Below are 25,797 nucleotides of genomic sequence, written 5' to 3' on the forward strand. Positions count from 1 at the left end.
TCTTTCATTGGAACATCATCATGTCGAATGCCAATCGTTATACTGGTCTTGTAGATCGTTATCGTGATCGTTTACCTGTATCTGCAACTACACGTGCAATTTCTTTAGGTGAAGGTAACACCCCTCTCATTAAACTGGAGAATATTCCACGTATTATTGGCAAAGATGTTGAAATCTATGTGAAATATGAAGGTCTTAATCCAACAGGTTCATTTAAAGACCGTGGTATGACCATGGCAGTAACCAAAGCGGTTGAAGCAGGTTCAAAAGCGATTATCTGTGCATCAACAGGTAACACTTCTGCTGCTGCCGCAGCTTATGCAGCACGTGCAGGCATTAAAGCTTTCGTTTTAATTCCAGAAGGCAAAATTGCCATGGGTAAAATGGCGCAAGCGATGATGTACGGTGCGGTCACCATGCAAATCCGTGGTAACTTCGACGATGGTATGCGCCTTGTAAAAGAAGTTGCCGACCAAGCACCTGTAACGATTGTAAACTCAATCAACCCTTACCGTTTACAAGGTCAAAAAACCATTGCTTACGAAATCGTCGAAGCGTTGGGTCGTGCACCAGATTACCACTGCTTGCCTGTCGGTAATGCAGGTAACATCACTGCACACTGGATGGGTTATACCGAAGTGGTTGCCAATCAGCCTGCTGACCAGTTTGAGCAAGTGATTTATGATGCTGAAACTGATCAATTCACAGGGCCAAAACCTGAAGGCTTACCAACAATGGTCGGTTATCAGGCGGCGGGTGCTGCACCTTTCCTTCGTGGTGCGCCTGTTGCTAACCCTGAAACTGTTGCAACAGCAATCCGTATTGGTAATCCACAAAGCTGGAACCATGCTAAAGCTGTAGTACGTGACTCTAAAGGCTGGTTCGATGAACTACAAGATGCTGAAATCCTAGAAGCACAGCGCTTGCTTTCAATGTATGAAGGCGTCTTTGTTGAGCCTGCTTCAGCAGCGTCTATTGGTGGTGCTATCCGTGACATTAAAGCGGGTAAAATTGCTGAGGGTTCTGTGATCGTATGTACCGTGACAGGTAATGGTTTGAAAGACCCAGACACAGCAATCAAGCAATGTGCTGATGCTGTTATGTTGTCAATTGATGCCACAATGAGCCAAGTGAAAGATTCTATTCTTTCTAACATGTAAGTATTTCGCTTAAGTATAAAAAACCAGTTGTTTGCAACTGGTTTTTTATTTGCATCTTCTAGCGTGCATTATCGAATACAAGCCTAAAGGTATTTAGTTTTTACACATTTTTCAGTTCAACCAACCATCTGTCCATCTGTAAAATGCCAACAAACCCTATTTGTTAGAGATAAAAAAAGCCTTTCATCTTAGAAAAGCTTTTTTTGAAAAGTAATTCATTCTAAAGATTTAGATTTGTTTTGGTAATTGATTCACCCAGCTCAACAAATTCGTTGCATCACTATTGCGTGACTGTGTTGTTGGTTCACCCAATAAGACCACAACGGTTGGGCGCGAATTAACAGTTGCATGCATAACAACACAACGTCCAGCTTCATTAATATAACCTGTTTTAGACAGATTAATATTCCAACCACCATTACGTACCAAAGCATTGGTGTTATTTGATTTTAATACGCGATAGCCTAAATCGAAATCATAATGCGGTGTTGATGAAAACTGACGAATTACGCCATAACGTGAAGCTTCAGCCACTAAAATTCCCAGATCACGTGCCGATGATACATTACGAGCATCTAAACCTGTTGATTCATAATAATGGGTTGAGCTCATACCAAGCTGACGTGCTTTGGCATTCATTGCTGATACAAAAGCAGGTTTCCCTCCTGGATAAGTACGTGCCAACGCTGCCGCTGCAGGGTTTTCTGACTTCATTAAAGCCACCAACAAAACTTCTGCACGGTTCATCTTGTCACCAGGCTTTAAAGTAGAGCTGGCGTGTTTGGGACCTTCAAAATCACTTTGCTGTAAGGTAATCTGCTCAGACATATTTAAATGCGCATCGGCAGTGACTACAGCTGTCATCAATTTAGTAATCGATGCGATCGGGCGTGACGCATTACTATTTTTACTATACAGTACTTCACCAGTATGAGCATCCATAACCAGTGCCGAACCTGCTGCTACAGCTGGGCTGCTAGTTGCAAAGCGAGTATCCGTCACATGCGGTGCACGGAATGTAGTGGTAGTGACACCTCTGCGTACAGAAGTTTCAGCATTATTTCGATCTTGGCTCAGGAGCTGTTTTGCTTCATCGGTTGACCAGTTTAGTTTTGCTTGGGAAGCTGCCCCCGAGCCACTGTTCACGATGAGTTCAGCAAAACTATTGGCACTCAACCCTATTAGCATCGACATGCTTACAGCACGTACTAAAGATTTTTTTAAACTTTTCATCATATTACACTCAACTCAGGGGTGGTAAGATACATTTGTGTATAACCACAAAAATGCCTTACATTTACACAATCGACTCGCTCTTTTAAAGTTCAGTAATTGTGCATAACTTTTAGGTTATATTTTAAGATAGCATTGCTAATTTTGTCGTTTCATTGCAAGCTTAATTTGCTTTATGTAACAAAAAAATCATTTAGATTGGGAGGTGTTGCTCGTGATTTCGGTTTTAGTTGTGGATGATCATGAATTAGTACGCACAGGGATTTGTCGTATGTTGGCAGACCATGCGGATGTTGAAGTCATTGGTCAAGCCGAATCAGGAGAAGAAGCCTTGACTCTCGCACGCCAGTATCGCCCGAATGTGGTGTTACTCGATGTCAATATGCCTGGTATCGGTGGTGTAGAAACAACACGGCGTTTATTGCAAATTACACCTGAAACTAAAGTTATCGCTGTGAGCGGCTTGGCCGAAGAACCTTATCCGTCTTTATTGCTCAAGGCAGGTGCGAAGGGTTATATCACCAAAGGTGCACCCATTCAGGAAATGCTTCGTGCCATCAACAAGGTGATGCAAGGTGGTAAATACTTTAGTGCTGACATTGCTGAACAGTTGGCAAGCTCATATTTATCTGAAACGCAGAAATCTCCTTTTGACCAACTCTCTGAGCGTGAAATGCAAGTCGCCATGATGGTAGTCAACTGCCATAGTGCACAAGCCATTGCAGACAAGTTATTTGTGAGCGTAAAAACCGTCAATACCTACCGCTACCGTATTTTTGAGAAACTGGAAATTGACAGTGACGTGAAGCTGACCCATTTGGCAATTCGTTATGGTTTAATCAAACCTTAATCAGGTTCTATATATGCATACCGCACTTCTGAGCTCCAATCCCAGTACATTATATCGTCTTGGGGTGTGGTACGGTGTTTATCGACTGATTATCTCCTTCAGCCTGATCATAATTTTTTTCTTAACTTTTCAACAATTTAAAAGCGACTATCAACATCTCGGGGTGTATCTTTTCACCCTGTTGGCTTATTCATTTTTAGGCACTTTACAGTTACTTGCACTGAAACTTTTTCCGATTGCACTGCCTAGACAGCTGCTCTTGATCAGCCTGATCGATGTGGGGTGTTTCTCTAGCCTGACTTTTGCAATGGGTGGCCCGACCCTACATATCGGCTTACTGTTTGTTATTACCATTTTCGTTACTAATCTACTCATTAGCCGGAGTCAGGCGTTCAGTATTACGCTACTTTCAGTGATCTCTGTACTCTACCTGCAACTTTTTGGTAGCTGGTTCATGACCTCCGACCTGAGTAAAATCGGAAATAGTACGTTACTTGCCTTTTTATTTTTTGTGGTCTATCTGACTGGGCAATTTGCAGTACAACGCTTTCGGTTACTCGAAAATATCAGTATTTCCCAGTCATTAGAATTATTACAATTACAAAATATTAATCGCTATATCCTCGAACAAATTGATATGGGTTATCTGGCCATTGATGAAAAAATGCAAGTGGTGCTGAGTAACCCTGCAGCTTATACGCTGCTTGGTATTCCAGCACTAATGGTTTTTCGCTCTGCTCCTTTACAAGAAATTCAGCCTGATTTGTATCAATATTTACAGCTAAACTCAGCTAAACAAGGCGAGCGCTTTATTTTTGAAACAATGCAGTCCCGCTATAGCAGCATTCATATTCGGGTACAAAAGCTGGAACTGCCACAGCAGACCCTAACTCTGTTTGTCATGCAGGACGCACAGAAAATCAACCAGCAAGTCCAGCAACTTAAACTGGCTGCGCTTGGACAACTTTCCGCAAGTATTGCCCATGAAATTCGTAACCCGCTTGCCAGTATTGTACAAGCCAATAATCTGTTGACTGATGCTGATAGCGAGCAACACTCAATGCTGATCAATATGATCCAGAAACAGGCTCAACGTATTGATCATATTATTCAGTCAACCCTGAATATGGCGCATAATCAGGCGACATTGCCGATTGATATTCAGCTCAAACAATTTTTACCGCAACTGGTGCTTGAAGATCTATATGAAGTTCATCATAAAATTATTGTTGAAGTTCGAGATGCTGTACTCATTTCATTTGATGAAGCACAGCTTCGCCAAGTGCTAATCAATCTGATTCGCAACGCATTGCGCCACACTGCGCCAGAAAAACCTCAGATTTATGTGTATGCCTATAAACAAGATGGCTATGCTTTTATTGATGTGATTGATTTTGGAGAAGGAATTACTGCGGATAAAGTACACAGCCTATTCCATCCATTTTTTACTACACAAATTGATGGAACGGGTTTAGGGTTATACCTTTCACGTAGTTTTTGTGAAGCAAATCAGGCAAAATTAAGTTATGTTAAATTACAAGACGGTACTTGTTTCCGCATTGAATGCCCTGCCATTCAAATACAATAAATAAGTCATTGGAGCATTATGACAACCCAGCAACCACGCGTGCTTCTGGTCGATGATGAAAAAGATTTATGCATGCTCATGCAGATGAGTCTAAAGCGTATCGGGATTCAAGCCGAAGTAGCCTATAACATTACACAAGCCAAACAACAGCTAAAGGCTCAACGTTTTGATGCCTGCTTAACCGATTTAAACCTTCCAGATGGTGATGGTATCCAACTGGTACGACATGTCACTGAATATTATCCCAATACACCCATTGCGGTGATTACGGCGTATGGCAATATGGAAATTGCAATTGCAGCACTCAAAGCAGGCGCTTTTGACTTCGTAAGCAAGCCTGTCCGCTCTGAAGATTTACAACAACTCTTAGAAAAAGCAATTATTCCAAATGAAGACAATAGTCACTTAACAGCCTCCTCTGCTATTGAAGAACGTATGTTAATTGGCAGCTCTGAAGTGATTCAACAGCTCAAACATACCATTCGCAAAATCTCAAAAACTCAAGCACCTGTATTTATTACAGGTGAATCAGGCACGGGCAAAGAAGTCGTGGCTAACCTGATTCATTCTCTAAGCAACCGCAAGAATGGCCCCTTTGTCCCGATTAACTGCGGTGCAATTCCTGTTGAGCTGATGGAAAGTGAACTGTTTGGACATAAAAAAGGCAGCTTTACCAATGCAACCCAAGACAAGCAAGGACTGATTCAGGCTGCACATGGTGGCAGTCTATTTCTCGATGAGATTGCCGAGTTACCCATGAACATGCAGGTCAAACTGTTACGTGCTGTTCAGGAAAAGAAGATTCGCCCCATTGGTAGCGATGTCGAAATTGCTGTAGATTTTCGCATTATCAGTGCAACCCACCAAAATCTGGAAACGCTGATTCAACAAGGAAAGTTTCGCCAAGACTTATTTTTCCGCTTACATGTAATGGACATTCGTCTGCCACCTTTACGGGAGCGCGGACAAGATATTTTAGAACTTGCCCATTATTTTATTCAGAAAATCTGCCAGGAATGGCAAATTCCAAATAAGCAGCTTACGCTTACAGCTCAACAATTTTTACTTGAACAGAGATTTTCAGGCAATGTCCGTGAACTGCGCAATATTATTGAACGGGCATTAACACTTAGTGATTCCACTGTGATTGATATTCAACATATCCGATATCATTCTGAGTCGAGGTTAAGCTCACAAACGAGCAACCCGACAATAGTCAAAGTGGCTGAACCTGAAGCAAAACCTATCTCTCATCCGAATGAAAACCTTACGCTACGTCAGCGTTTCAAATTACCTGAAGAGGGCTTAGAAGCCTATCTGGAAAGTATTGAAAAAAATATTTTACTGAATGCTTTAGAAATGACTCACTGGAACCGCACGATGGCAGCCAAAAAGCTACAAATGTCATTTCGTTCATTACGCTATCGCCTGAAAAAATTTGGGCTAGATATCGAAGGCGATGAAGACAGCTAAATACTGTCTTTATTTTTATTATTGTGGTCTGTTAGCGATGCTTGAGTAAAATCTCGGCGACATTCTCGATATATAAATCGTCACGCATATCGATTGGCAACGCATAAAGCTGGTTGGGCTGAATGCCCTGCCCATCAATCATACTGCCTTTCGGCGTATAGTAATGAGAAACTGTCATTTGTAATGCTGCGCCACTTGGCAATGGGAATAACTTTTGCACAACCCCTTTTCCATAGCTTTTCTCACCAATCACCCAAGCACGTCCATGATCCTTTAAAGCCGCGCTAAAAACTTCTGCGGCTGATGCCGAGCGACCATTAATCAACAGCCCCAATTTAATATTGCTAAATTTATTACCAGGGAGTGCCTGAAAGGTCTGATCACCTTCTGAACGGCTTTTGGTCGTGACAATGATGCCATTATTTAAAAACAGATCAGCGGTTTCAACTGCTGCAGACAGTAACCCACCGGGGTTATTTCTGAGGTCAATTAAAATCGCTTTTAAACGGCTGGACGGATATTGCTCGATAATATTTTTGATTTCGCTCGCAGTTTCCTGTTGAAATACAGGAACTTTAATCACCAAAACCTGATTGTGTAAAAGTGTCGATGACACTGCAACATCTACTTTTTTATTACGAACAATCGTGACAGGCTGCCCAACAGGCGCTGTCTGCACCGTTAGAACTGTTCCGATTGAACCATATAACAAGTTACGAACTTGCTCATGATTGAGATCTTTTAATTCCTGATTATCAATTTTATAGACCGTCATACCATTATGCAGTCCAAGTTTGACGGAATCTGAACTCTCTTTCAGCCCTTGAATCAGCCACTGACGGCGCAATTTATCAAAAATTAAATCAAAGTCAACAGAAGCAACATCACCCTCAGTATATTGCATTAATTGGCGATAATCTTCGGGAGAAAGGTAGCGAGAATAGCGATCTAACCCACCTACCAAGCCCTTGATGGCTTGTTCAAATAGCGCATCATCTGACTTTTCAGTGACGTAGTTATCTTTGACAATACTGTAAATCTGCACAAATTTCTGAATCGAATCGACAGGAATCTCCTTATTAGAAGACGATTCCGAGCCATCAGTGTCATAGTCAAGACTGGCATCAGCTTCTGTTGAAGCTGAATTTGCAGCATAAACAGGATGATTCAAATAGCAGAGTGTTAAACTGGTCGCTAAAAATACCTGCCTGATTTTTTGAATCATCCATCCACCTTTTTTATGCTTGTAATGTAATTAAATTGCGACCTTGCATTTCCATCGGAACAGGAATATTCATTAAATGCAATAATGTCGGCGCAACATCTGCCAAAACACCGCCTTCAGCAATCACTGCTTGCATTGGACCAACGTAGATAAATGGTACAAGCTCAGTGGTATGTTGGGTATGCACCTGACCACTTTCGTAGTCTTGCATTTGCTCAACATTCCCATGATCGGCAGTAATCAGCATGTGCCCATGATTTGCCATTACCGCGTCATAAACACGACCTAAGCAGGTATCTACAGCTTCAACAGCTTTCACTGCAGCATTAAAAATACCCGTATGCCCAACCATATCGCCATTGGCATAGTTCACGACCAACAAGTCATATTCACCTGAATTAATCGCTTTCACCAATTCATCAGTCACTTCATAAGCGCTCATTTCTGGTTTAAGGTCATAGGTTGCAACATTTGGCGATGGAATCAAGATACGCTTTTCACCAGGATATTCATCTTCACGACCACCACTGAAGAAGAATGTTACATGGGCATATTTTTCAGTTTCCGCGATACGTAGCTGGGTTTTGCCCAAGTTAGATAAGTATTCGCCAATTGAATTGTGCAAGGCTTCAGGCATATAGGCAACGGGTGCATCAATGCTGGCTTGGTAACGGGTCAGCATTACGTATTTTGCCAGTTGTGGCACAACTTTCCGTTGGAATCCTGTGAAGTCTTTTTCAACAAATGCACGGGTCAACTCTCGCGCACGGTCAGCACGGAAGTTCATGAATACGACACTGTCGCCATCTTGAATGGCAGCTACATCGCCTACTCGGGTTGCTTTAACAAACTCATCGCTTTCTTCAGCGGCATAAGCTTGTGCCAAGCCTTCAGTTGCTGTCGCAACTACACGGACTGCTTCACCTTCGGTCAGTAAACGATACGCTTGTTCAACGCGATCCCAACGATTGTCGCGATCCATAGCGAAGTAACGACCAATCATTGTCGCAATACGACCTTGATTTGGGTATTGAGCAAAGACTGCATCGAGTTTTTGTAAAGAGGGTTCAGCACTGCGTGGCGGGGTATCACGACCATCTAAAAATGCATGTAGATAAACTTTTGCACCACGTTTAAGTGCCAACTCACACATCGCAACGATATGGTCTTCATGCGAATGCACGCCACCTTCTGACAAAAGTCCCATAATGTGGACTGCACCACCTGTTGCTTTGGCTTTCTCAACAGCATCGACCAAAACTTCATGCTCAAAGAATGCCCCAGTACGGATATCTTTGGTGATACGGGTAAAGTCCTGATACAACACACGACCTGCACCCAAGTTCATATGTCCAACTTCAGAGTTACCCATTTGCCCATCTGGTAAACCGACATCTTCGCCAGAACCTGAAATTAAGCTATGCGGATGCTTGGCTTGCATTGCAGTCAAATTAGGTGTTTTTGCTGCCAAGAAAGCATTGTCTTGAATCGCTTCACGATGCCCCACACCATCCATAATCACCAAGACATGAGGAATCTTAGCTGCCTTCGCATCCGTCATTTTGAACTCTCTTTCAGTTGTCAATTGCATGCGCGCATTTTACCTAATTTTTAAGCAATTCTCCATCGACTAAAAATTGATGATCCTTCTCACATCAATATTATTTGGCGCGATTGAGTAAGTATCCACCTGCGATAAAGATCAGGATAATCGGAACAAATACAAACCATGCAGGCGACGGCGAATAAACCAGACTCGCATAACCCAAAAAGTCCTGCATATAATAAAAGCCGAGACCAATAAACAAGGCAATCACCAAGCGAAAGCCCATCGACTGTTGGCGCAATGGTCCAAAAATAAATGAACAAGCAATCACCACCAGCGCAATCAAGGAAAATGGCATAGCGACTTTTTTCCAGAATGCCAACTGATACGTTTTTGGCACTTGGCTATAGACTGACAAATAATTTATAAATGAAACTAACTGGCTTGGTGCTAACTCTTCTGGGTCAATCGTCACCATATGCACATATTTAGGCTGTAAAGCCAAAGTCAGTGGTAACTGCGCCGATTCAATTAAATTCGCATCGCCATTTGGCTGAACCTGCATTTGCTGGCTTTGCTTCAAATCCCATTGTCTGGTACTGCTGCTATATTGACCCTGCTCAGCATTCAACACACTTTTTAAGCGATAATTAGCATCAAAATCCAGAACCTGAATATTGCGTAAAATGCCTTGTGAATTGGCATAGTTAATATAAATAAAGCGCTGCCCTTCACGTGTCCAGTAACCTTTCACTTCACCTAAGGCCGCAACCGTTTGGTGTTTCTTAATACTGTCCGCTTTTTCACTGCTATAGGGAATCGCCCACTGACTCAGCGCAAATGCCAAAATCACCAGTAACATGGCTGAACGTACCAGCCATCCCACAATCCGCCATAAGCTAATCCCAACAGAACGCATCACAATCAGTTCACTGTTTGATGCCAGTGTGCCTAAACCAATCACTGAGCCAATCAATGCAGAAATCGGTAAAATCTGATACAGATAATAAGGTGTATTCCAAAAGACATATTGAATGGCCTGCCAAGCGTTATAATCACTTTTGAGTTCACTCAGCTCCGCCAAATAGGTAAACAGAAACTGTAACAAGGTCAGTATAGCCGTAGCCCCTAACATGGCTAAAGTGGAGGTTTTCGTCACATGCTTAGCGACTAGACGACGTGCGAACATTAGCTTAACCTCACTTGCTCAATTTAAGTTTTAACTTCGGCGCAAGGTTCGGTTTGCGCAAAAATAATATCGTGACAAAAGCATATCCAAATATCACGGCGGGATACGCCCAAATACTTAACTGATCTTTGGTAATACGGGTTTTGACGGCCATCAATGCCACAATCAAACTGGCAAAAATCAAAATAGCAGGCAATAAACGATAGTAACGTCCCTGACGTGGGTTCACTTCAGACAATGCCGTTGCGAGCAGTAATGCCACAACAATTGCAAATGGCACACACAAACGCCAACCGAGTTCACTTTGTACAACAGGGTTTTGACGTTTCTCCCAAAGCTGTTCTAAACGCATCGACTCTGCTTTATCACCCGAAATATCGGCTTCTTTATTATTTTCAATTCTTAAACGATAACTTTTAAATTCAGCCTGCGTATAACGTGGCTGTCCTGGATAAATTTCATAACGGCGACCGTCAATCAAATCCACCACACTGGCCGTGTCATTGGGAATCTCTACGCGAGTTGCTTCACGCGCCAAAATGACCACATCAGGTTTACCCTCTTTGGTTGCACGTTGATAAAACACAATATCGCGCAAATTTTTACGGTCTTCTGACAGATCACTGGCATAAATCGTATAAGCACCAGAAGAAACAAATTCTTTGGGGCGTACCAGATCAAAGCCTGTGCGTACAGCCTGTGTGCTCGACAGCTGTTCAAATTTACGTAGTCCCCACGGCGACACCCACACCATCATGACAAGCTGCACGATCAGAAAAACAACCGTAAGCGGTGCAAGTAAACGTGCCAACTGGTTGCGACTCACGCCACTGGCATTGAGCACGGCCATCTCATGATCAATATACAAACGCCCAAACACCAGCATCAAGCCAATAAAAAAGCCCAATGGCATAATCAGGGTTAAAAATTCAGGTAATCGATAGCCAATAATGCTAAATAAGATATTGGCATCTATACGACCTTGAGCAGCAATACCAAAATATTTGATTAAGCGACCGCCCATCATGATTAATGTGAGTAAGGCGATGACGACCAAAGAAGTCTCCATAACCTGCTTAACAAGATAACGTCGAATAATCAAAGGAAGCTTCCGTTAAAAATGAAAACATGACTGATGAATAGTTTAACCCAATAGCCAGCAGAAAAAACCCATACTTGTATTGCACATTGCAACCTGATCCAGTGTAATGTTGCAATCGTTTAAATTCCGCAAACATCAATAGGCATCTAAAACCATATGAAACTGTCTTTAAAACGCACTCAAGACACTGGCTCTGCTCTGTTTGTCTTGGTGGATGCTGAACAAATCCAACATCCAACAGCGCAGCATATTAAAAATTACCAGCAATTGATTGCGACCACACAATTTAAAGCAAGCTTAAATGAAAGTGTAACCTTAATTACACAGCACGATCATTATCCATTTTGTAGCTTGCTTGGTCTAGGTAATGCAGCACAAATTCAGGCAGCACAACTCGGCAAATTAGCACAAAGCATTATTAAAGAATCACAAAAAAAATATAGCCGCATTGATATTGACCTATCCGCGTTACCTGAACAGCTACATACATTGTTTGTGATGAGCTTAACCCAAGCCAATTATGCCTTCGATGAATTCAAATCCAAGAAAAATGAATTTATTTTAGAAGAAGTTCATTTTATTGCAGAAAAATCACCACTCAATGCAGAACAGCTCAATTTATTGCAAGCGATTAGTACTGGGCAAAATCTGGCACGTGATCTGGGCAATCGTCCAGGTAATATCTGTTTCCCTGAGTACCTTGCTGAGCAAGCACTCGCATTGGCAGCAGAATATCCTGAACTGCTGAAAGTGACCGTGCTAGATGAACAGCAAATCACCGATTTGGGCATGCATGCTTTCTTGGCTGTCAGCAAAGGTTCAGCACGTGCAGGTCGGGTAATCACGCTCGAATACAAAGCCGAATTAGAGCAAGCTCCAATTGTCCTGGTTGGTAAAGGCGTAACTTTTGATACTGGCGGCATTTCACTCAAACCAGGCTTAGGTATGGATGAAATGAAATTTGACATGTGTGGTGCAGCATCGGTTTTAGGAACCATGCGTGCCTTGTGTGAAGCCAAACTGCCGATTCATGTGGTGGGTGCGGTTGCCGCAGCAGAAAACATGCCCTCTGACCATGCCACACGCCCAGGAGATATTGTCACCACCATGAGCGGGCAAACCGTGGAAATTCTCAATACCGATGCGGAAGGTCGATTGGTTCTTTGCGATACCTTAACGTATATCCAGCGTTTTAACCCTGCAGTCGTGATTGATATTGCGACTTTAACAGGCGCCTGTGTAGTGGCACTCGGTAAAGTGCTTAGTGGTTTGTTCTCGCCAGATGACGCTTTGGCGCAAGAGTTGACCCAAGCAGGTGAACAAAGCTTTGACCGCGTCTGGCGCATGCCTGTGTTAGACGACTATCAGGAACTACTCGATTCACCATTTGCAGATATTGCCAATATTGGCGGGCCACACGGCGGTGCGATTACCGCAGCGTGCTTCTTGCAACGCTTTACCCGTGACTACCGCTGGGCACATCTGGATGTTGCAGGGACTGCGTGGCTGTCTGGCAGCAACAAAGGCGCAACAGGTCGTCCTGTACCATTACTCATGCAATTTATTGCGAACCGTGTTCAGCATGACTAAAGTCAGTTTTTATTTGTTTGAAAATAGCGTAGAACGGCAAGTCGACAGCGCTTGCCGTTTATCGCGCAAACTGTTACGCCAGCCCGTACATATTTGGTGGTATTGCTGCCAAGCCGAGCAGCAACAGTTACTCGATGAGGCTTTGTGGACTTTTGATCCGCAAAGCTTTATTCCCCATGGCATTGATCAGCCGAAAGCCAGTGTCTGTATTTCAGCACAATTGCCTGATCAGGGTTCTTGGCTGATCTTTAACTTTGAACAGCAGGCACTCGAACTTCAAGACACGTTTGAACACATTATTGAAATTGTCGAAAACCAAGAATCGACTAAAATAATAGGACGCAACAAGTTTAGACAGTATCGCGATTGGGGCATAAGCCCACGTACTTTTAAATTATAATATAAACCAATGTGTTATTTTGAGGAGTGAAATGTGGCGTTAGATGTTGGAGCAGATTTTGAAAAGCGTTGGCTCAATGCACCACAAGCTGTTCGCCAAACTTATATCGATGATCTGACTCGTATTTGTGAATTATTTTCGAACGATGTGCGTTTAGAAGACTGGCTGTCTAAAAATAAACAAGCCCAGCTCCAGTCCTATGAAACCATCGAAAATGCCTACGCCGAACTCAAGGCACAGCTCCTTGAGGAAGCACGTATTCGCCGTCAACATGCCTTGGAACAATCTTTGGCAAAAAAGCGCGCCCAGCAACAGGCGTATATTGATGACCTGCAACTGGATGAACGCTTGCAACAACAGGCACAAACTCAACAATTACAAGCATTGCAGCAACAACTTGGTCAGGAAAGTCTGGCATATACTGAACGTTATACCACGACACCAAAACTACGTTTTGAAGCGACCAGAAACAGTGTCATTAGTCCTGAAATCCAGCATGCGCTAGATAACTTAAAAATTCGGTTAGAACTTGAAGCTGAAAGTTTAATTGAGCAGATTCAGCAAAGCGTAAATCACCTCAATCAAAAAATTCAGCAAGCCGCCGATGAAGAAATCCGCTACTTGCTGGAACAGCATCCTTCTTCAGATACTTAAAAAAATCTCGGCAAATGCCGAGATTTTTTTTATTTTAGAAAGCCATTTTCCGCTAGAAATGACATGCTAATGTTGGACTGTGTCTTTTGTTCAGCAGCTTTGTCACCCAACAATAAACGTTCGATATAACGTGCCAGCACATCTACTTCGAGATTGACTTTTGAACCTTGTTTCCACGTGCCAATATTGGTACGTTCCGCAGTATGTGGAATCAGGTTCAGACTTAAAATATTGCCACGTAAATGGTTAATCGTCAGGCTAATACCATCGACCGTAACCGAACCTTTTTCAGCCAGATACTTGGCAAGCTCGGCAGGCGCTGTCACTTCAAAATACAGGGAACGGGCATCTTCACGTACCAAAGTGATTTCACCAATGCCATCGACATGTCCACTGACAATATGCCCGCCAAAACGGGTCGTTGGCAACATGGCTTTCTCGACATTGACTGCCTGCCCCACTTGCCATGTCCCTAATGTGGTACGGTTGAGACTTTCACGAGAGACATCCGCAGCATACCAGTTGTCACCCCACTCAATCACTGTCAGACAAATACCATTGGTCGCAATCGAATCGCCCAAATGTACATCCGACATATCTAAATCGGTCTGAATTCGTAACCGCACATCACCACCCACATTTTGCAGGCTGGACACTTTACCTAGGCTTTCAATAATTCCTGTAAACATAGTCTATTCTCTTTATTTTGCTTACCACAATGCAAGCTGGGTACTGGTACCAAAGGTATCTACCCCACCCAATTCAGCACAATGATAAAGTTGTCCCAATAACTGACGCAATGGCGGCCCAGACTTGGCATGGGTATCAGTAATCACGATAAATTCCAGTACACGCGCACGCTCAGACTGACGTTGTTTGCTCACGCGATAACGTGGCACATCTTGTGTTAATAAGGTCACTCGCCCGCGTTCCAAGTTAGCTTTAAGCAAATCTTTGGCGGCAATATTGCCATCGGTTGAATAACTGGTCAGAATGTAGCGAGCATTGATCGTTGACAGCAAGGTTTCATAGGCATCCTTGGCATGTTTCGATGAATTATAGGGGCTTGGACGCTCTTTACGCCATGCACGATCAATCCCGCTTTTAAAGCCTTTGGTGTCTGGTGAAGGTAAATCCGCCTGATCCCACAAGGTGAGTGAATTCAAAACATGATAGTTACTGCTATACGCGTGCTGATTGTATGGTGGATCTAAATAGGCAACATCGACCTCAAAACCACTCATTTGGTTTGCCAAATGCTGAGCATCGACACACCACATTTCGGCTATCGGATTTTTGACATCACCGATTTCACAAAAACGGCTTGGCGTTAACCACAATAACGACTCAATACGCTCCAGCGCAGTCTGGGTTTTACCGCCCCAACCATGATGGAAGCTTTTGAATACACCACTGGTATTGCTGACAAAACTGGCAGAATACAGTAACGGCGCCAGCAAGGCGCTCATTTCAACATCATCAATCGCGCCTTCTGCCTGCCAGGTGGCAATTTGCTGGCGAATGGCATCAATCCTCATACCATTACGGCGCTTAAAAAACAAACGATCACGTGCAGGATCATATTCTTCATCTTTTCGCGGGCAAAGATTATGCGTCACCCAACCTTTTGCCAGTGGCAAGCGGTTAAGATAATCAATCGCTTTCTGATAACCGCCCAGCTCTTTAAACTTTGGCGCATCAATACACGACAACACCGCATGATTTAAAGCGTGGCTATACGGCTCCCAGTCATTGGCAATCACCCGATAACCATTCTGACGCGCCAAACGGGATACCACACCACTGCCTGCAAAAAAGTCAGCAAAAATAGGGGCACGCTTGCTTTTGTGATTCAGTGTTCCTGTTTCTTCCAGCGCTTCTAAAATCAGATGCAGCAATCGACGCTTATTACCCAAATATGGCACCAACTGATGAAACAAGTATTCATCAGTGGTACGGGCAGCATGACGGCGTTTATGATAAAGCGTTGTTTCTGAACTCATAATCACTCTTGCAATGGCGTTAAGTTAAGGCGGATATCTTCCCCAACTTGGGCAATTTCTTGAATATGCAAACGATATTGCTGGTTAAGACTCTGCAAATCGGCTTGGAACATGGCACGAGCCGAATGCCCCAATAAAGTTGGTGCAATATAATGAATATATTCATCAACCAAGTGCTGTTGAATAAATGCTGAAGTCAAAGTTGCACCAGCTTCAACCAATACATCATAAATCTGATAATCACGTACCAATTGCTTGAGCAATTGATCTAAAGGCTGTACTTCAATCTGTACCACCCCTAAATCTGCTAGTTCCTGACGAAAGGGACCCATGACCATTAGGGTTTCAGGATGTTGCAAGATCTTGGCTGTGAGTGGCAAACGCCCCTGACGATCCAACACCACACGTTTCGGCTGGACGACATTATTCAGATCGACATCGGCGAGTTCACGCACATTAAGCTGGCAATCATCAGCTAGAACTGTCCCGATTCCCGTAATCACAGCACTTGAAATGGCGCGCCAGTGCTGTACATCTTGACGCGCTGCGCTGCCAGTAATCCATTTTGACTCACCCGAGGCCATTGCAGTTCGACCATCTAGGCTTGCCGCAATTTTCAGGCGAACATACGGCATTTGAGTTGCCATCGCCTTTAAAAAGCCTTTGTTCAATGCAGCAGCTTCAGCGTTACAAATGCCCGATTCAACCTCAATACCTGCGGCTTTTAAAATCCCGATACCTTTACCTGCCACGAGTGGATTTGGATCTAAACAGGCAATAACCACTTTTTTAACTTGCGCTTTGACCAATGCTTCAGCACAAGGTGGTGTCCGACCATAATGCGCACATGGCTCAAGCGTGACATAAGCGGTTGCACCCTGAGCCTGCTCAGCGGCCTGACGCAAGGCAAACACTTCAGCATGAGGCTGCCCCGCACGCGGATGAAACCCTTGACCAATGACCTGACCATCTTTAACAATGACACAGCCCACATTCGGATTTGGCTTGGTACTGTAACAACCTTGCTTGGCAAGCCCAATTGCCTGCTGCATATAGCGTTCATCAACAGAATAATTCGACATCATGTGTTAGTGTTCTCGTTGTTGCATCAGTTCAATATGTTGGCGAAAAGCTTCTACATCTTGGAAATCCTGATAAACCGAAGCGAAACGCACATACGCCACATGATCTAAACCAAACAAAGCCTGCATCACAATTTCACCAATGGTGCGTGAGCTGACATCACGCTCACCTAAGCGACGAATCTTAATTTGAATATCACTGAGTACTGTTTCTATTTGTTCTTGTGTTACGGGACGTTTCTGCAAAGCATGCATCAGTGAGCGGCGTAATTTAGCTTCATCAAATGGTTCATTTTTACCATTCGATTTAATCACACGTGGCATAACCACTTCATAACTTTCAAATGTCGTAAACCGCTCGCCACAACCCGGACATTCACGACGACGACGAATCTGACTTCCTTCCGCAGCTAAACGTGAGTCAATCACTTTGCTATCGGCAACATTACAAAATGGACAATGCATTACACAATGAATCAAGCAAAACGGTAATTCTAGTGTATCAAAAATCTTCCAGATACTAAATGTTGTGTTTGAAATAAAAAACAGCCCCGATTGGAGCTGTTTTTTCAATCTAAAAGCGAGAGCTTATTCGATACGTTCGCCATGTTGGCTAAGGTCAAGACCCATACGTTCATCGTCATTGCTCGCACGTAGACCAATAACCACATCGATCACTTTTAAGATCACGAAAGTCAAAATACCACTGTAGGCAATTGTTGCAAGTACACCTTCAACTTGCACCCAAACTTGGTGTGCAATATCTGTTGGCGCTTTGCTTCCCATGATGAATGAGCTGGCAAATACACCTGTCAAGATTGCACCCACAATACCACCTACGGCATGTAGACCAAAAGCATCAAGTGAATCATCGACTTTAAGTAAGCGTTTCAGACCAGTTGTTCCCCAGAAGCACACCACGCCTCCGATCAAGCCCATGATTAAAGCACCACTTACAGTCACATAACCCGCTGCTGGTGTAATCACAACAAGGCCTGCAACTGCACCAGAGGCTACGCCCAATACAGAACCTTTGCCACGAATCATTTTTTCAACAAACAACCAAGAAATAGCGGCTGCTGCTGCGGCAACTTGTGTGGTTAGCACGGCATAACCTGCGGCGCCGTTTGCACCCAAAGCTGAACCACCATTGAAACCAAACCAACCCACCCATAACATGCTTGCGCCGATAACCGTCAAGACAAGGTTATGGGGTGCCATAGATTCCTTACCAAGGCCAATACGTTTACCCAAGAGGTATGCAGCAACCAGACCTGCAACACCAGAGTTAATATGCACCACTGTACCACCAGCAAAGTCAAGCGCACCATCTGTGCCTAACCAGCCACCACCCCAAACCCAGTGAGTAATTGGTGCATACACTGCAATCACCCAAATGGTAATAAATGCCACGAATGCGCCAAACTTCATACGCTCAGCAACAGAACCACTAATAATAGCGACCGTAATAATTGCAAAAGTCATTTGGAAGATAACGAAGAGAATTTCAGGAATCGTTCCCTGCAAAGTATCCGTGTTAATACCAGCCAGCATGGTTTTACTAAAACCACCAATAAAAGCATTGCCTGTGTCAAATGCCAGAGTGTAACCAATCACCACCCAGACAATGCTCACAATCACGGCTGCCATAAAGCTATGCGCCATGGTTCCCAATACGTTCTTTTTACGAACCATACCACCATAAAATAAAGCCAATCCTGGAATGGTCATCAGAAGGACTAATGCGGTAGAGATGAGAATCCATGCCGTGTCACCAGTATCCAATTTGGGTTTGGCTGCTGACGCAGGCGTTGTTGCTGCGGGTGCTAATGCTGGTGTTGCTGTGGCGGCAGATGCTGCCGTGGTTGTTGCTGCGTCCGATGCAGCAACTACTGTTTGTTTAGGTGCAGAAGACGTTGCTTCTTCTGCCCAAGCAGCAGAACCACCGAATAATGCGCCAGATAAACTAAGCGCCATGATTATTTTTTTCATGTGTATCCCCCAACCTTAATCTTTTGCGAGCTAAACTCTACTGAGCAAACTTCGTGCCAAAATTACTTACACAGCATCTGGACCTGTTTCGCCTGTACGAATACGGATAACTTGCTCAAGGTTGGTCACAAAAATTTTACCATCACCAATTTTACCTGTGCTTGCGACACGAGTAATGGATTCAATCACTGAATCCACCATTTCATCACTAATGGCAATTTCAATTTTAACTTTTGGTAGGAAATCAACGACATACTCAGCACCACGGTACAATTCCGTATGACCTTTTTGGCGACCGAAACCTTTAACTTCGGTTACAGTGATCCCTTGAACACCAATTTCAGAGAGTGCTTCACGCACATCATCCAATTTGAATGGTTTTACAATTGCAGTTACGAGCTTCATGTTTGTTTTCCTTCGGCTTGTTGTTCAGCTGTAAGGTTTTATGTTCAATTTTCATGCCAATATCCCTGCGGTTAGGGGAATACAGAAATATCTAACATGAATCCACTTTATACCCTATTTTAACGCTTTACGTGCATAGATCAGAAAAAAAAGAAGTTTTTTTCAATTTATGATGCTCTAAACACATCATGCTAGAATACTGCAGATTTTTAACATTTTCTGCACATTTATGAGGATCTTATAATGATCGAAACCTTATTAGAGGCGATATTAGAGCAAATTGATCAACCCAAAAAGGACTTGGAGCACAATTTAAGGGCACTTCTCAATGAAGCTGTGAGCCGTATGGATTTGGTCTCTCAAGAGGAAATTCAGCGCCAAAAAAATGCACTATTTATTGCAAATCAACGCCTAGAAATTTTAGATGAAAAAATTAAACAACTTGAAAACAGCCTACAATCACAAAAATAAGCACCATAGTTGTGCAAAAAAATAGAATTTTGACTAAATAATAAGCACCAAAACGGAACTAAAATAACATGTCGTTTGCCAAAATTTATACGCGGGGAGTATTGGGACTCCATGCTCCCCTTATTGAAGTTGAAGTTCATGTCAGTCAGGGATTACCTTCTTTAACAATCGTCGGTTTGGCCGAAGCCGCGGTACGCGAAAGTAAAGATCGAGTCCGTTCAGCCATCATTAATAGTGGTTTTCAGTTCCCGACCAAACGCCTCACCATTAATTTAGCCCCTGCAGATTTACCCAAAGATGGTTCACGGCTTGATCTACCAATTGCCTTGGGAATTTTAATTGCTTCTGGGCAAATTCCTGACCAGAAAATTACAAACTATGAATTGATCGGTGAACTGGCTCTGGATGGGCAATTACGTGCTGTTTCAAGTACGTTAAGTATTGCGTTGGCTTGTCAGAAAGCCCAGCATAAACTGTTATTGCCAACAGACAATGCCAATGAGGCCGCCCAGTTACAGCAGCTTGACGTCTATGCAGCCAGTTCCCTTCAGCAAGTTTGTCAGCATTTTTTAGAACAGCAACCGATTCAGGTCACACCTCCCTCGCAAAACCTTACCATCTCACAGCAGTTACTGGATCTGGCAGATATTAAAGGTCAACTTCGACCACGTCGTGCCTTAGAAATTGCGGCGGCTGGCGGACATTCTATTTTATTTCGTGGCCCGCCTGGCACAGGTAAAACCTTACTGGCATCAAGACTCTCTGGTATTCTTCCCGCACTCGATCAAGAAGATAGCCTCACCGTTGCCAGTATTTATTCGATGGCCAATCAATCTTATCAATTCGGACAACGCCCCTTTCGTGCGCCACATCATACAGCATCAGCAATTGCTCTGGTTGGCGGAGGCTCACAGCCTAAACCAGGTGAAATTACGCTTGCCCATTTAGGGGTATTATTTTTAGATGAACTGCCAGAATTTGATCGTAAGGTTTTAGAAGTTCTGCGCCAACCCTTAGAAAGTCAGGAAATTGTGATTTCACGAGCGGCTCGGCAGATGACATTCCCAGCACAGTTTCAACTGGTTGCAGCAATGAACCCCTGCCCTTGTGGTTATGCTTTTAATCAGGACAGTCGTTGCCAATGTTCTGCTGAAGCGATTAAACGCTATCAGAACCGAATTTCAGGGCCATTGCTGGATCGCATTGATTTACATATTGATGTGCCGCCACTCTCGGCGCAAGATCTACAAACCCAGCTCCCAAGTGAAACTTCTGCAACAGTTCGTGCTCGGGTCTTGGCAGCTTATCAATTTCAGCTCTCCCGCCAAGGGTTTAGTAATCAGCAGTTATCCCCTCAGCAACTTGAACAATATACTGTGTTGTCTAGTGACTCGCAAAAAATGCTGGCGCTTGCACAACAACGCCTCAACCTTTCTGCTCGAGCTTATCATCGGGTACTGCGTGTTGCGCGCAGTATTGCTGATCTGGCACAAAGTGAGTCTATTTCCACAGCTCATCTTTCCGAAGCACTCTCCTATCGTAGCCCATTTCAAGGCTAATTTTTCGACATAAAAAAACCGCATGTTTTACATGCGGTTTTTTTATGTCGACCTGCTATTTTTAGAAAGTTTTAGTCAAACTAAAAACCGCACCTGTATCGGTTTCGCGTTTAACAGCATTTGGCAAACCACTGGTATTGTAATTATTACCAATCGCATCCAGCTCGGCAGTTAAACCAGATACTGATTTAAAGCTATAGGTGATGCCAGCCTTCCAGTCCGTAAAGTTGTCATGTTTTTTATCACCATAACCAAAGATGTCTTTATCCGCTTTGGTATAGCCAGCACCCACGACGCCGCCAAAACCTTTGGCGATTGGGAATGAGTAGCTCGCATTGACATTCCAAGAATTACTGCCTGTATAGCCACCCCAGTCATTGGTGTAGTTCACATTGGTAAATAGGCTATCACCATTGGTAATTAAGCTTGCAAATGTTAACTTGGCGTAAAATTCTGTCCAGTCCCAATCTTTGCTATGGCTTGGATAGTTATATTCCACAACCCCGACATCCAGCGTTGGCTTAATTTTATTCGACAATGGCAAGGTGGTTGTAAAACCAATCGATGGATCTAGTTCTAAATGTGGAACATTATCACCATCAAAATCAACATTTGAAGCAAAAGTAGAAAAATACAAACCACTAGAATGTGCCAAAGTAAATGATCCTTGAATTGCTGGATCATTTAACGTTTGAGTCATCCCACGGAAACGATAGTCTGAAGTCAATGCAACATTACCACTAAATGTTAATCCATATTGTGCCAATGTATTTTCTTCCGCAGCCATTGCTCCTGTTGACAAGGTCGATGCAAATAATGCTGTTGCGAGTAGTTTCTTCATTTTGTGATTTCTCCCCAAACCGTGAATTCAATTTTTTGGTTATTTCTTGCAACCCACCTAGTACTAGCAATAGTTATGCCAACTTTCCTTGCCAGCAAATGATTATTCGTCTCATAATTTTTAGAAAATTGATCACTTTTAGTTCATTTCAGCGATTTATTTGTATAAAAAAAGTGCATATGCTTCAAAAAATATTCGCTGAAGCCAAGCAACCGAAAATACATATAATATATTATGTTTATTTAAAAAATTATTATAAAGGCCATTTTAAGATGAAAATAAATCTCATTTATATTCAAAAAAAGTATAAATGATCTATTCCATCATCAACTCTTAAATTTAAAAATACAGATATATTAAAACCATATGAAATTTTCGTGAAAAAATCATGAAATAATATTGATAGTTGTAATCTTTTTATTATAGATTAAAGCCCACTTTGTAACTTTCTGTATCAAACAGCGTTACGGGTTTTATTTTATTTTTAGGGGCAACCAATGCTAAAAGCACAGAAGCTAACCTTAGCAGTTTTAATTCAGGCTACTTTACTCTCTCCCGCGTTTGCAAGTGAACAAAGCGAATCTAAAGGCTTTGTTGAAGATGCAACTGCATCAGTTTTATTACGTACAGGTTTTATCGACCGCGATAAAAAAAATGTTGCACCAGGTGTAGACACTCGCTCTACTGTTCAATCTGTTATGTTGAATGCTGAATCTGGCTTCACTCAAGGTACTGTCGGCGTTGCTGTCGGTGTCATTGGTGATTTCTCATTCAAACTCGGTGACAATAAGCACTCTGGCAACCAAATGATCCCTTGGAAAAATGACAATCGTAATGATCCATATGACCAATGGACTCGTGGTGGCGGTTATGTCAAAGTGCGCGCTTCAAATACAACTTTAACTTATGGTACACAAGTTCTTGATATTCCTGTACTCGCGAGCAACACAGCACGTATGGTACCTGAATATTTCACAGGGACTTTGCTCACTAGCCATGAAATTAAAAATTTAGAAGTGATCGCTGGTGAATTTACCAAAGATCAAATGTCTGATCAGATTGCTACAGATCAAAATCATTTAAAACGTGCTTATGTTTGGGGCACAAAATATAAATTTAATGACAAATTCAATGCGTCTTACTACGGTTTAGACAGCAAAGATGCGCTTACACGCCATTATGCTGATTTGAACTTTAAACAACCGCTAAGCGATAAAAGTTCATTAACATATGACTTGAGTGGTTATCACACTGAGTGGGATAAAGGCGCAAGTGCATCTTCTTCTAAATTAACGGCTGATTCTTCTGATCGTTCAAATAATATTTGGGCATTCTCTACAACTTATAACCATGGCCCTCATACCGTAATGCTTGCTTACCAACAAAGCACAGGTAACACAGGTTATGCTTATAACGAAAATGCGGATGGTTTCCAAAGTATTTATCTACCAAACTCTTACCTTTCAGACTTTAACGGTCGTGGTGAAAGGTCTGCACAAGTTCAATATAGTGTTGATTTAGGCGCTTTCGGTGTTCCTGGCTTATCATTTACAACTGCGTATGTCTATGGTTGGGATATCAACACCAAAACAACGCAAAATGCGAAAGAAAGCGAATTCTTCAACCAGCTTAAATACACCGTTCAATCTGGTTTTGCAAAAGGCGTAAACTTGCGTCTACGTGAATCTATCTATCGTAATAGCCAAGCTTATGCAAACGACTACTACATGCCTGATACCAACGAAACACGTATCTTCCTAGATATCCCTATTAAATTCTTTTAATCATGACTGATTAATACGAATAAAAAAAACCTACACTTTACAGTGTAGGTTTTTTTATATAAATACATTCTGCTCACAGGCATGAGCAAAAAATTACTTATTTTTTAGCAGCTTCAATTGCTTTAAGAACTTCAGCTTTTGCAACATCTGCACCTTCCCAACCAGAGATTTTCACCCATTTGCCAGGTTCTAAATCTTTATAGTGTGCGAAGAAATGTTCGATTTGGCTGATCAATAATTTTGGCAAATCTGTGTATTCCTGTACATCTTTGTACAATGGAGTCAATTTGTCATGCGGTACAGCAACCAATTTCGCATCGATACCACCGTCATCTTCCATCTTCAATTTACCAACAGGGCGGCAACGAATCACAGAACCCGCAGCGATTGGATGTGGAGTCACAACCAACACGTCTAATGGATCACCATCTTCAGACAAGGTATTTGGTACATAACCATAGTTTGCAGGGTAGAACATTGCTGTACCCATGAAACGGTCTACAAATAATGCATCCGAATCTTTATCGATTTCGTACTTAATTGGTGCAGCATTCGCAGGAATTTCAATGATCACATAGATATCATTTGGTGCATCTTTACCCGCAGGGATATTGTTGTAGCTCATGACAATACTCTTTAAATGGAAACAAATTGAAAAAATTGAGTTGAGAGACTCAAGTTTTACCATGTGCCCAATTATACATGGCACATGATTTGATTGGAAAAATATTCAGATGCCTTAAAGCAGGCGCAAGGTAAATACCAACAATAAAATCGGGCATGCCATCGAAAATGCCCAAATGATTGAACGTAGCGTTGCCCAGTTTACCAAATAGCAAATACCATACAAAACACGCAGCACAATATAAGCAATGCCAAGCGTCATAATCATGCTCTGATTCATAACCATATACTCAGCCATCAGCACAGATGCTAAAAATAACGGTAAACTTTCAAAACTATTTTGTTGCACTGCATTAGCTCTGGCGGCTAGACCTGTGGTTTTCGCCAAAAATTCACGTGGATTTTGATTATCTTTTAATTTATATCCACCTGCTATTTTAGCGATAAAGGTAAATACATAAGGCAATAAACATGCAGTCAAAATCAGATAAATAATCCCGCTTATGCTTTGCATGAATGTTTTCTCTTATTGAAATTAGACAGGCACTCATCATAACATGGCTTTTCTGTGATTTTTTTTGTTAAATATAGGGCTTTCTATTATGCAAATGTGGATGCCCGAATGATCGATCAAGATCAACAAACTTTGTTAGATGCCCTGTCACAACAAATGCTTGCTCAAAAGCGCGTCGATCGTATCTTAAAAATTGTATTACCAATCTCAGCCTTACTGATTACCACCATTTGCGCCAATATGACATGGCAGTCAACTCTTGGCACATTCATCATGTTAACCGTTGCATTTTATGCTGTTGGCATTAAACGCTGGTCAATCTGGTTATGGCTGATTCTGTGTGTTGTATATAGCTTGATCGACAATTACCTCACTTTTGCAACATTACAACTTAAACCATTACGTTTACAACTGGTTGGAATGTTACCTTTTCTGATTATTATCTATATCGCACGTCCTTATTTAGACAAACTAATGCAACAACCAAAAAAATAAGACCGAAATTTCGGTCT

The 25,797-nt window shown here is 42.5% G+C and carries 25 protein-coding genes; 11 read left to right on the forward strand and 14 right to left on the reverse strand.

The features are described from left to right. Positions 1 to 20 precede the first annotated feature (20 nt). The gene (gene thrC / locus F975_RS02500) at positions 21 to 1,160 is read left to right on the forward strand and encodes a threonine synthase (protein ID WP_004749926.1); all 1,140 of its coding nucleotides are present in this window, start codon (positions 21 to 23) and stop codon (positions 1,158 to 1,160) included. 228 nt (positions 1,161 to 1,388) lie between these two features. Here thrC and F975_RS02505 read toward each other — a convergent pair whose 3' ends face one another. Further along, complete coding sequence (locus F975_RS02505; RefSeq protein ID WP_165493024.1) at positions 1,389 to 2,393, reverse strand: D-alanyl-D-alanine carboxypeptidase family protein; 1,005 nt, start codon at positions 2,391 to 2,393, stop codon at positions 1,389 to 1,391. 214 nt (positions 2,394 to 2,607) lie between these two features. Here F975_RS02505 and gacA point away from each other — a divergent pair, with 214 nt between their 5' ends. The 3 genes from gacA to F975_RS02520 are packed head-to-tail and all read left to right on the forward strand — an operon-like array spanning position 2,608 to position 6,304. After that, the gene (gene gacA, locus F975_RS02510; RefSeq protein ID WP_004749929.1) at positions 2,608 to 3,243 is read left to right on the forward strand and encodes a response regulator transcription factor GacA; all 636 of its coding nucleotides are present in this window, start codon (positions 2,608 to 2,610) and stop codon (positions 3,241 to 3,243) included. Positions 3,244 to 3,256: 13 nt separating this feature from the next. Further along, on the forward strand, positions 3,257 to 4,831 hold the full coding sequence (locus tag F975_RS02515; protein ID WP_004749930.1) for a sensor histidine kinase: 1,575 nt from the start codon (positions 3,257 to 3,259) through the stop codon (positions 4,829 to 4,831). Between the two features lie 18 nt (positions 4,832 to 4,849). After that, positions 4,850 to 6,304: a sigma-54-dependent transcriptional regulator gene (locus tag F975_RS02520; protein WP_004749931.1), complete on the forward strand. Its 1,455-nt coding sequence runs from the start codon at positions 4,850 to 4,852 to the stop codon at positions 6,302 to 6,304. A 31-nt stretch (positions 6,305 to 6,335) separates the two neighbouring features. On the opposite strand, the gene F975_RS02525 is transcribed toward F975_RS02520, so the two are convergent. The 4 genes from F975_RS02525 to lptF all read right to left on the reverse strand — a co-directional run bounded on the left by F975_RS02525 (position 6,336) and on the right by lptF (position 11,366). Further along, positions 6,336 to 7,529, reverse strand: a complete 1,194-nt coding sequence (locus F975_RS02525; protein WP_004749932.1) for a S41 family peptidase — start codon at positions 7,527 to 7,529, stop codon at positions 6,336 to 6,338. 13 nt (positions 7,530 to 7,542) lie between these two features. Continuing rightward, positions 7,543 to 9,090, reverse strand: coding sequence for a 2,3-bisphosphoglycerate-independent phosphoglycerate mutase (gene gpmI / locus F975_RS02530; RefSeq protein ID WP_034425652.1), 1,548 nt, complete (start codon positions 9,088 to 9,090; stop codon positions 7,543 to 7,545). Positions 9,091 to 9,190: 100 nt separating this feature from the next. Beyond that, a complete protein-coding gene (lptG, locus tag F975_RS02535) occupies positions 9,191 to 10,264 on the reverse strand; it encodes an LPS export ABC transporter permease LptG (protein WP_004749934.1) in 1,074 nt (357 codons plus the stop codon). A gap of 10 nt (positions 10,265 to 10,274) precedes the next feature. Further along, positions 10,275 to 11,366: an LPS export ABC transporter permease LptF gene (gene lptF / locus F975_RS02540; protein ID WP_004749936.1), complete on the reverse strand. Its 1,092-nt coding sequence runs from the start codon at positions 11,364 to 11,366 to the stop codon at positions 10,275 to 10,277. 156 nt (positions 11,367 to 11,522) lie between these two features. On the opposite strand from lptF, the gene F975_RS02545 reads away from it, so the two are divergent. Genes F975_RS02545 through F975_RS02555 form a run of 3 tightly spaced genes read left to right on the forward strand, consistent with a single transcriptional unit; the run spans position 11,523 to position 14,010 of the window. Further along, on the forward strand, positions 11,523 to 12,956 hold the full coding sequence (locus F975_RS02545; protein WP_004749937.1) for a leucyl aminopeptidase: 1,434 nt from the start codon (positions 11,523 to 11,525) through the stop codon (positions 12,954 to 12,956). After that, a complete protein-coding gene (locus tag F975_RS02550) occupies positions 12,949 to 13,356 on the forward strand; it encodes a DNA polymerase III subunit chi (protein WP_004749938.1) in 408 nt (135 codons plus the stop codon). The genes F975_RS02545 and F975_RS02550 overlap by 8 nt, the downstream gene beginning before the upstream one ends. Positions 13,357 to 13,389: 33 nt before the next feature. Next, positions 13,390 to 14,010: a hypothetical protein gene (locus F975_RS02555; protein ID WP_004749939.1), complete on the forward strand. Its 621-nt coding sequence runs from the start codon at positions 13,390 to 13,392 to the stop codon at positions 14,008 to 14,010. Positions 14,011 to 14,039: 29 nt separating this feature from the next. Here F975_RS02555 and F975_RS02560 read toward each other — a convergent pair whose 3' ends face one another. The 6 genes from F975_RS02560 to glnK all read right to left on the reverse strand — a co-directional run bounded on the left by F975_RS02560 (position 14,040) and on the right by glnK (position 19,492). After that, a complete protein-coding gene (locus F975_RS02560) occupies positions 14,040 to 14,699 on the reverse strand; it encodes a riboflavin synthase (RefSeq protein ID WP_004749940.1) in 660 nt (219 codons plus the stop codon). 21 nt (positions 14,700 to 14,720) lie between these two features. Next, positions 14,721 to 16,013, reverse strand: a complete 1,293-nt coding sequence (locus tag F975_RS02565) for a DNA adenine methylase (protein ID WP_004749941.1) — start codon at positions 16,011 to 16,013, stop codon at positions 14,721 to 14,723. 2 nt (positions 16,014 to 16,015) lie between these two features. After that, entirely contained in the window at positions 16,016 to 17,095 is a 1,080-nt protein-coding gene (gene ribD / locus F975_RS02570) for a bifunctional diaminohydroxyphosphoribosylaminopyrimidine deaminase/5-amino-6-(5-phosphoribosylamino)uracil reductase RibD (RefSeq protein WP_034425655.1), read from the reverse strand. A 6-nt stretch (positions 17,096 to 17,101) separates the two neighbouring features. Continuing rightward, positions 17,102 to 17,560 carry a transcriptional regulator NrdR gene (nrdR, locus tag F975_RS02575; protein WP_004749945.1) on the reverse strand — a complete coding sequence of 153 codons (459 nt, stop codon included), beginning with the start codon at positions 17,558 to 17,560 and terminating at the stop codon, positions 17,102 to 17,104. A gap of 123 nt (positions 17,561 to 17,683) precedes the next feature. After that, positions 17,684 to 19,087: an ammonium transporter gene (locus F975_RS02580; RefSeq protein ID WP_004749946.1), complete on the reverse strand. Its 1,404-nt coding sequence runs from the start codon at positions 19,085 to 19,087 to the stop codon at positions 17,684 to 17,686. A 66-nt stretch (positions 19,088 to 19,153) separates the two neighbouring features. Next, a complete protein-coding gene (gene glnK / locus F975_RS02585; RefSeq protein WP_004749947.1) occupies positions 19,154 to 19,492 on the reverse strand; it encodes a P-II family nitrogen regulator in 339 nt (112 codons plus the stop codon). 243 nt (positions 19,493 to 19,735) lie between these two features. Between glnK and F975_RS02590 the strand changes: the two genes are divergently transcribed. After that, entirely contained in the window at positions 19,736 to 19,963 is a 228-nt protein-coding gene (locus tag F975_RS02590; protein WP_004749948.1) for an accessory factor UbiK family protein, read from the forward strand. A gap of 68 nt (positions 19,964 to 20,031) precedes the next feature. Beyond that, positions 20,032 to 21,522, forward strand: coding sequence for a YifB family Mg chelatase-like AAA ATPase (locus F975_RS02595; RefSeq protein WP_004749949.1), 1,491 nt, complete (start codon positions 20,032 to 20,034; stop codon positions 21,520 to 21,522). A gap of 61 nt (positions 21,523 to 21,583) precedes the next feature. On the opposite strand, the gene F975_RS02600 is transcribed toward F975_RS02595, so the two are convergent. Then, positions 21,584 to 22,363, reverse strand: coding sequence for a TorF family putative porin (locus F975_RS02600; protein ID WP_004749950.1), 780 nt, complete (start codon positions 22,361 to 22,363; stop codon positions 21,584 to 21,586). Between the two features lie 497 nt (positions 22,364 to 22,860). Between F975_RS02600 and F975_RS02610 the strand changes: the two genes are divergently transcribed. Next, entirely contained in the window at positions 22,861 to 24,147 is a 1,287-nt protein-coding gene (locus F975_RS02610; protein WP_004749951.1) for an OprD family outer membrane porin, read from the forward strand. Positions 24,148 to 24,244: 97 nt separating this feature from the next. Here F975_RS02610 and ppa read toward each other — a convergent pair whose 3' ends face one another. Both ppa and F975_RS02620 read right to left on the reverse strand, forming a co-directional pair. After that, positions 24,245 to 24,772: an inorganic diphosphatase gene (gene ppa, locus F975_RS02615; protein WP_004749952.1), complete on the reverse strand. Its 528-nt coding sequence runs from the start codon at positions 24,770 to 24,772 to the stop codon at positions 24,245 to 24,247. A 114-nt stretch (positions 24,773 to 24,886) separates the two neighbouring features. Continuing rightward, positions 24,887 to 25,285, reverse strand: a complete 399-nt coding sequence (locus tag F975_RS02620; protein ID WP_004749953.1) for an MAPEG family protein — start codon at positions 25,283 to 25,285, stop codon at positions 24,887 to 24,889. Between the two features lie 108 nt (positions 25,286 to 25,393). Here F975_RS02620 and F975_RS02625 point away from each other — a divergent pair, with 108 nt between their 5' ends. Further along, on the forward strand, positions 25,394 to 25,780 hold the full coding sequence (locus F975_RS02625) for a hypothetical protein (RefSeq protein ID WP_004749954.1): 387 nt from the start codon (positions 25,394 to 25,396) through the stop codon (positions 25,778 to 25,780). Positions 25,781 to 25,797: the final 17 nt, after the last annotated feature.

The organism is Acinetobacter brisouisimilis (assembly GCF_000368265.1).
Classification (GTDB): Bacteria; Pseudomonadota; Gammaproteobacteria; order Pseudomonadales; family Moraxellaceae; genus Acinetobacter.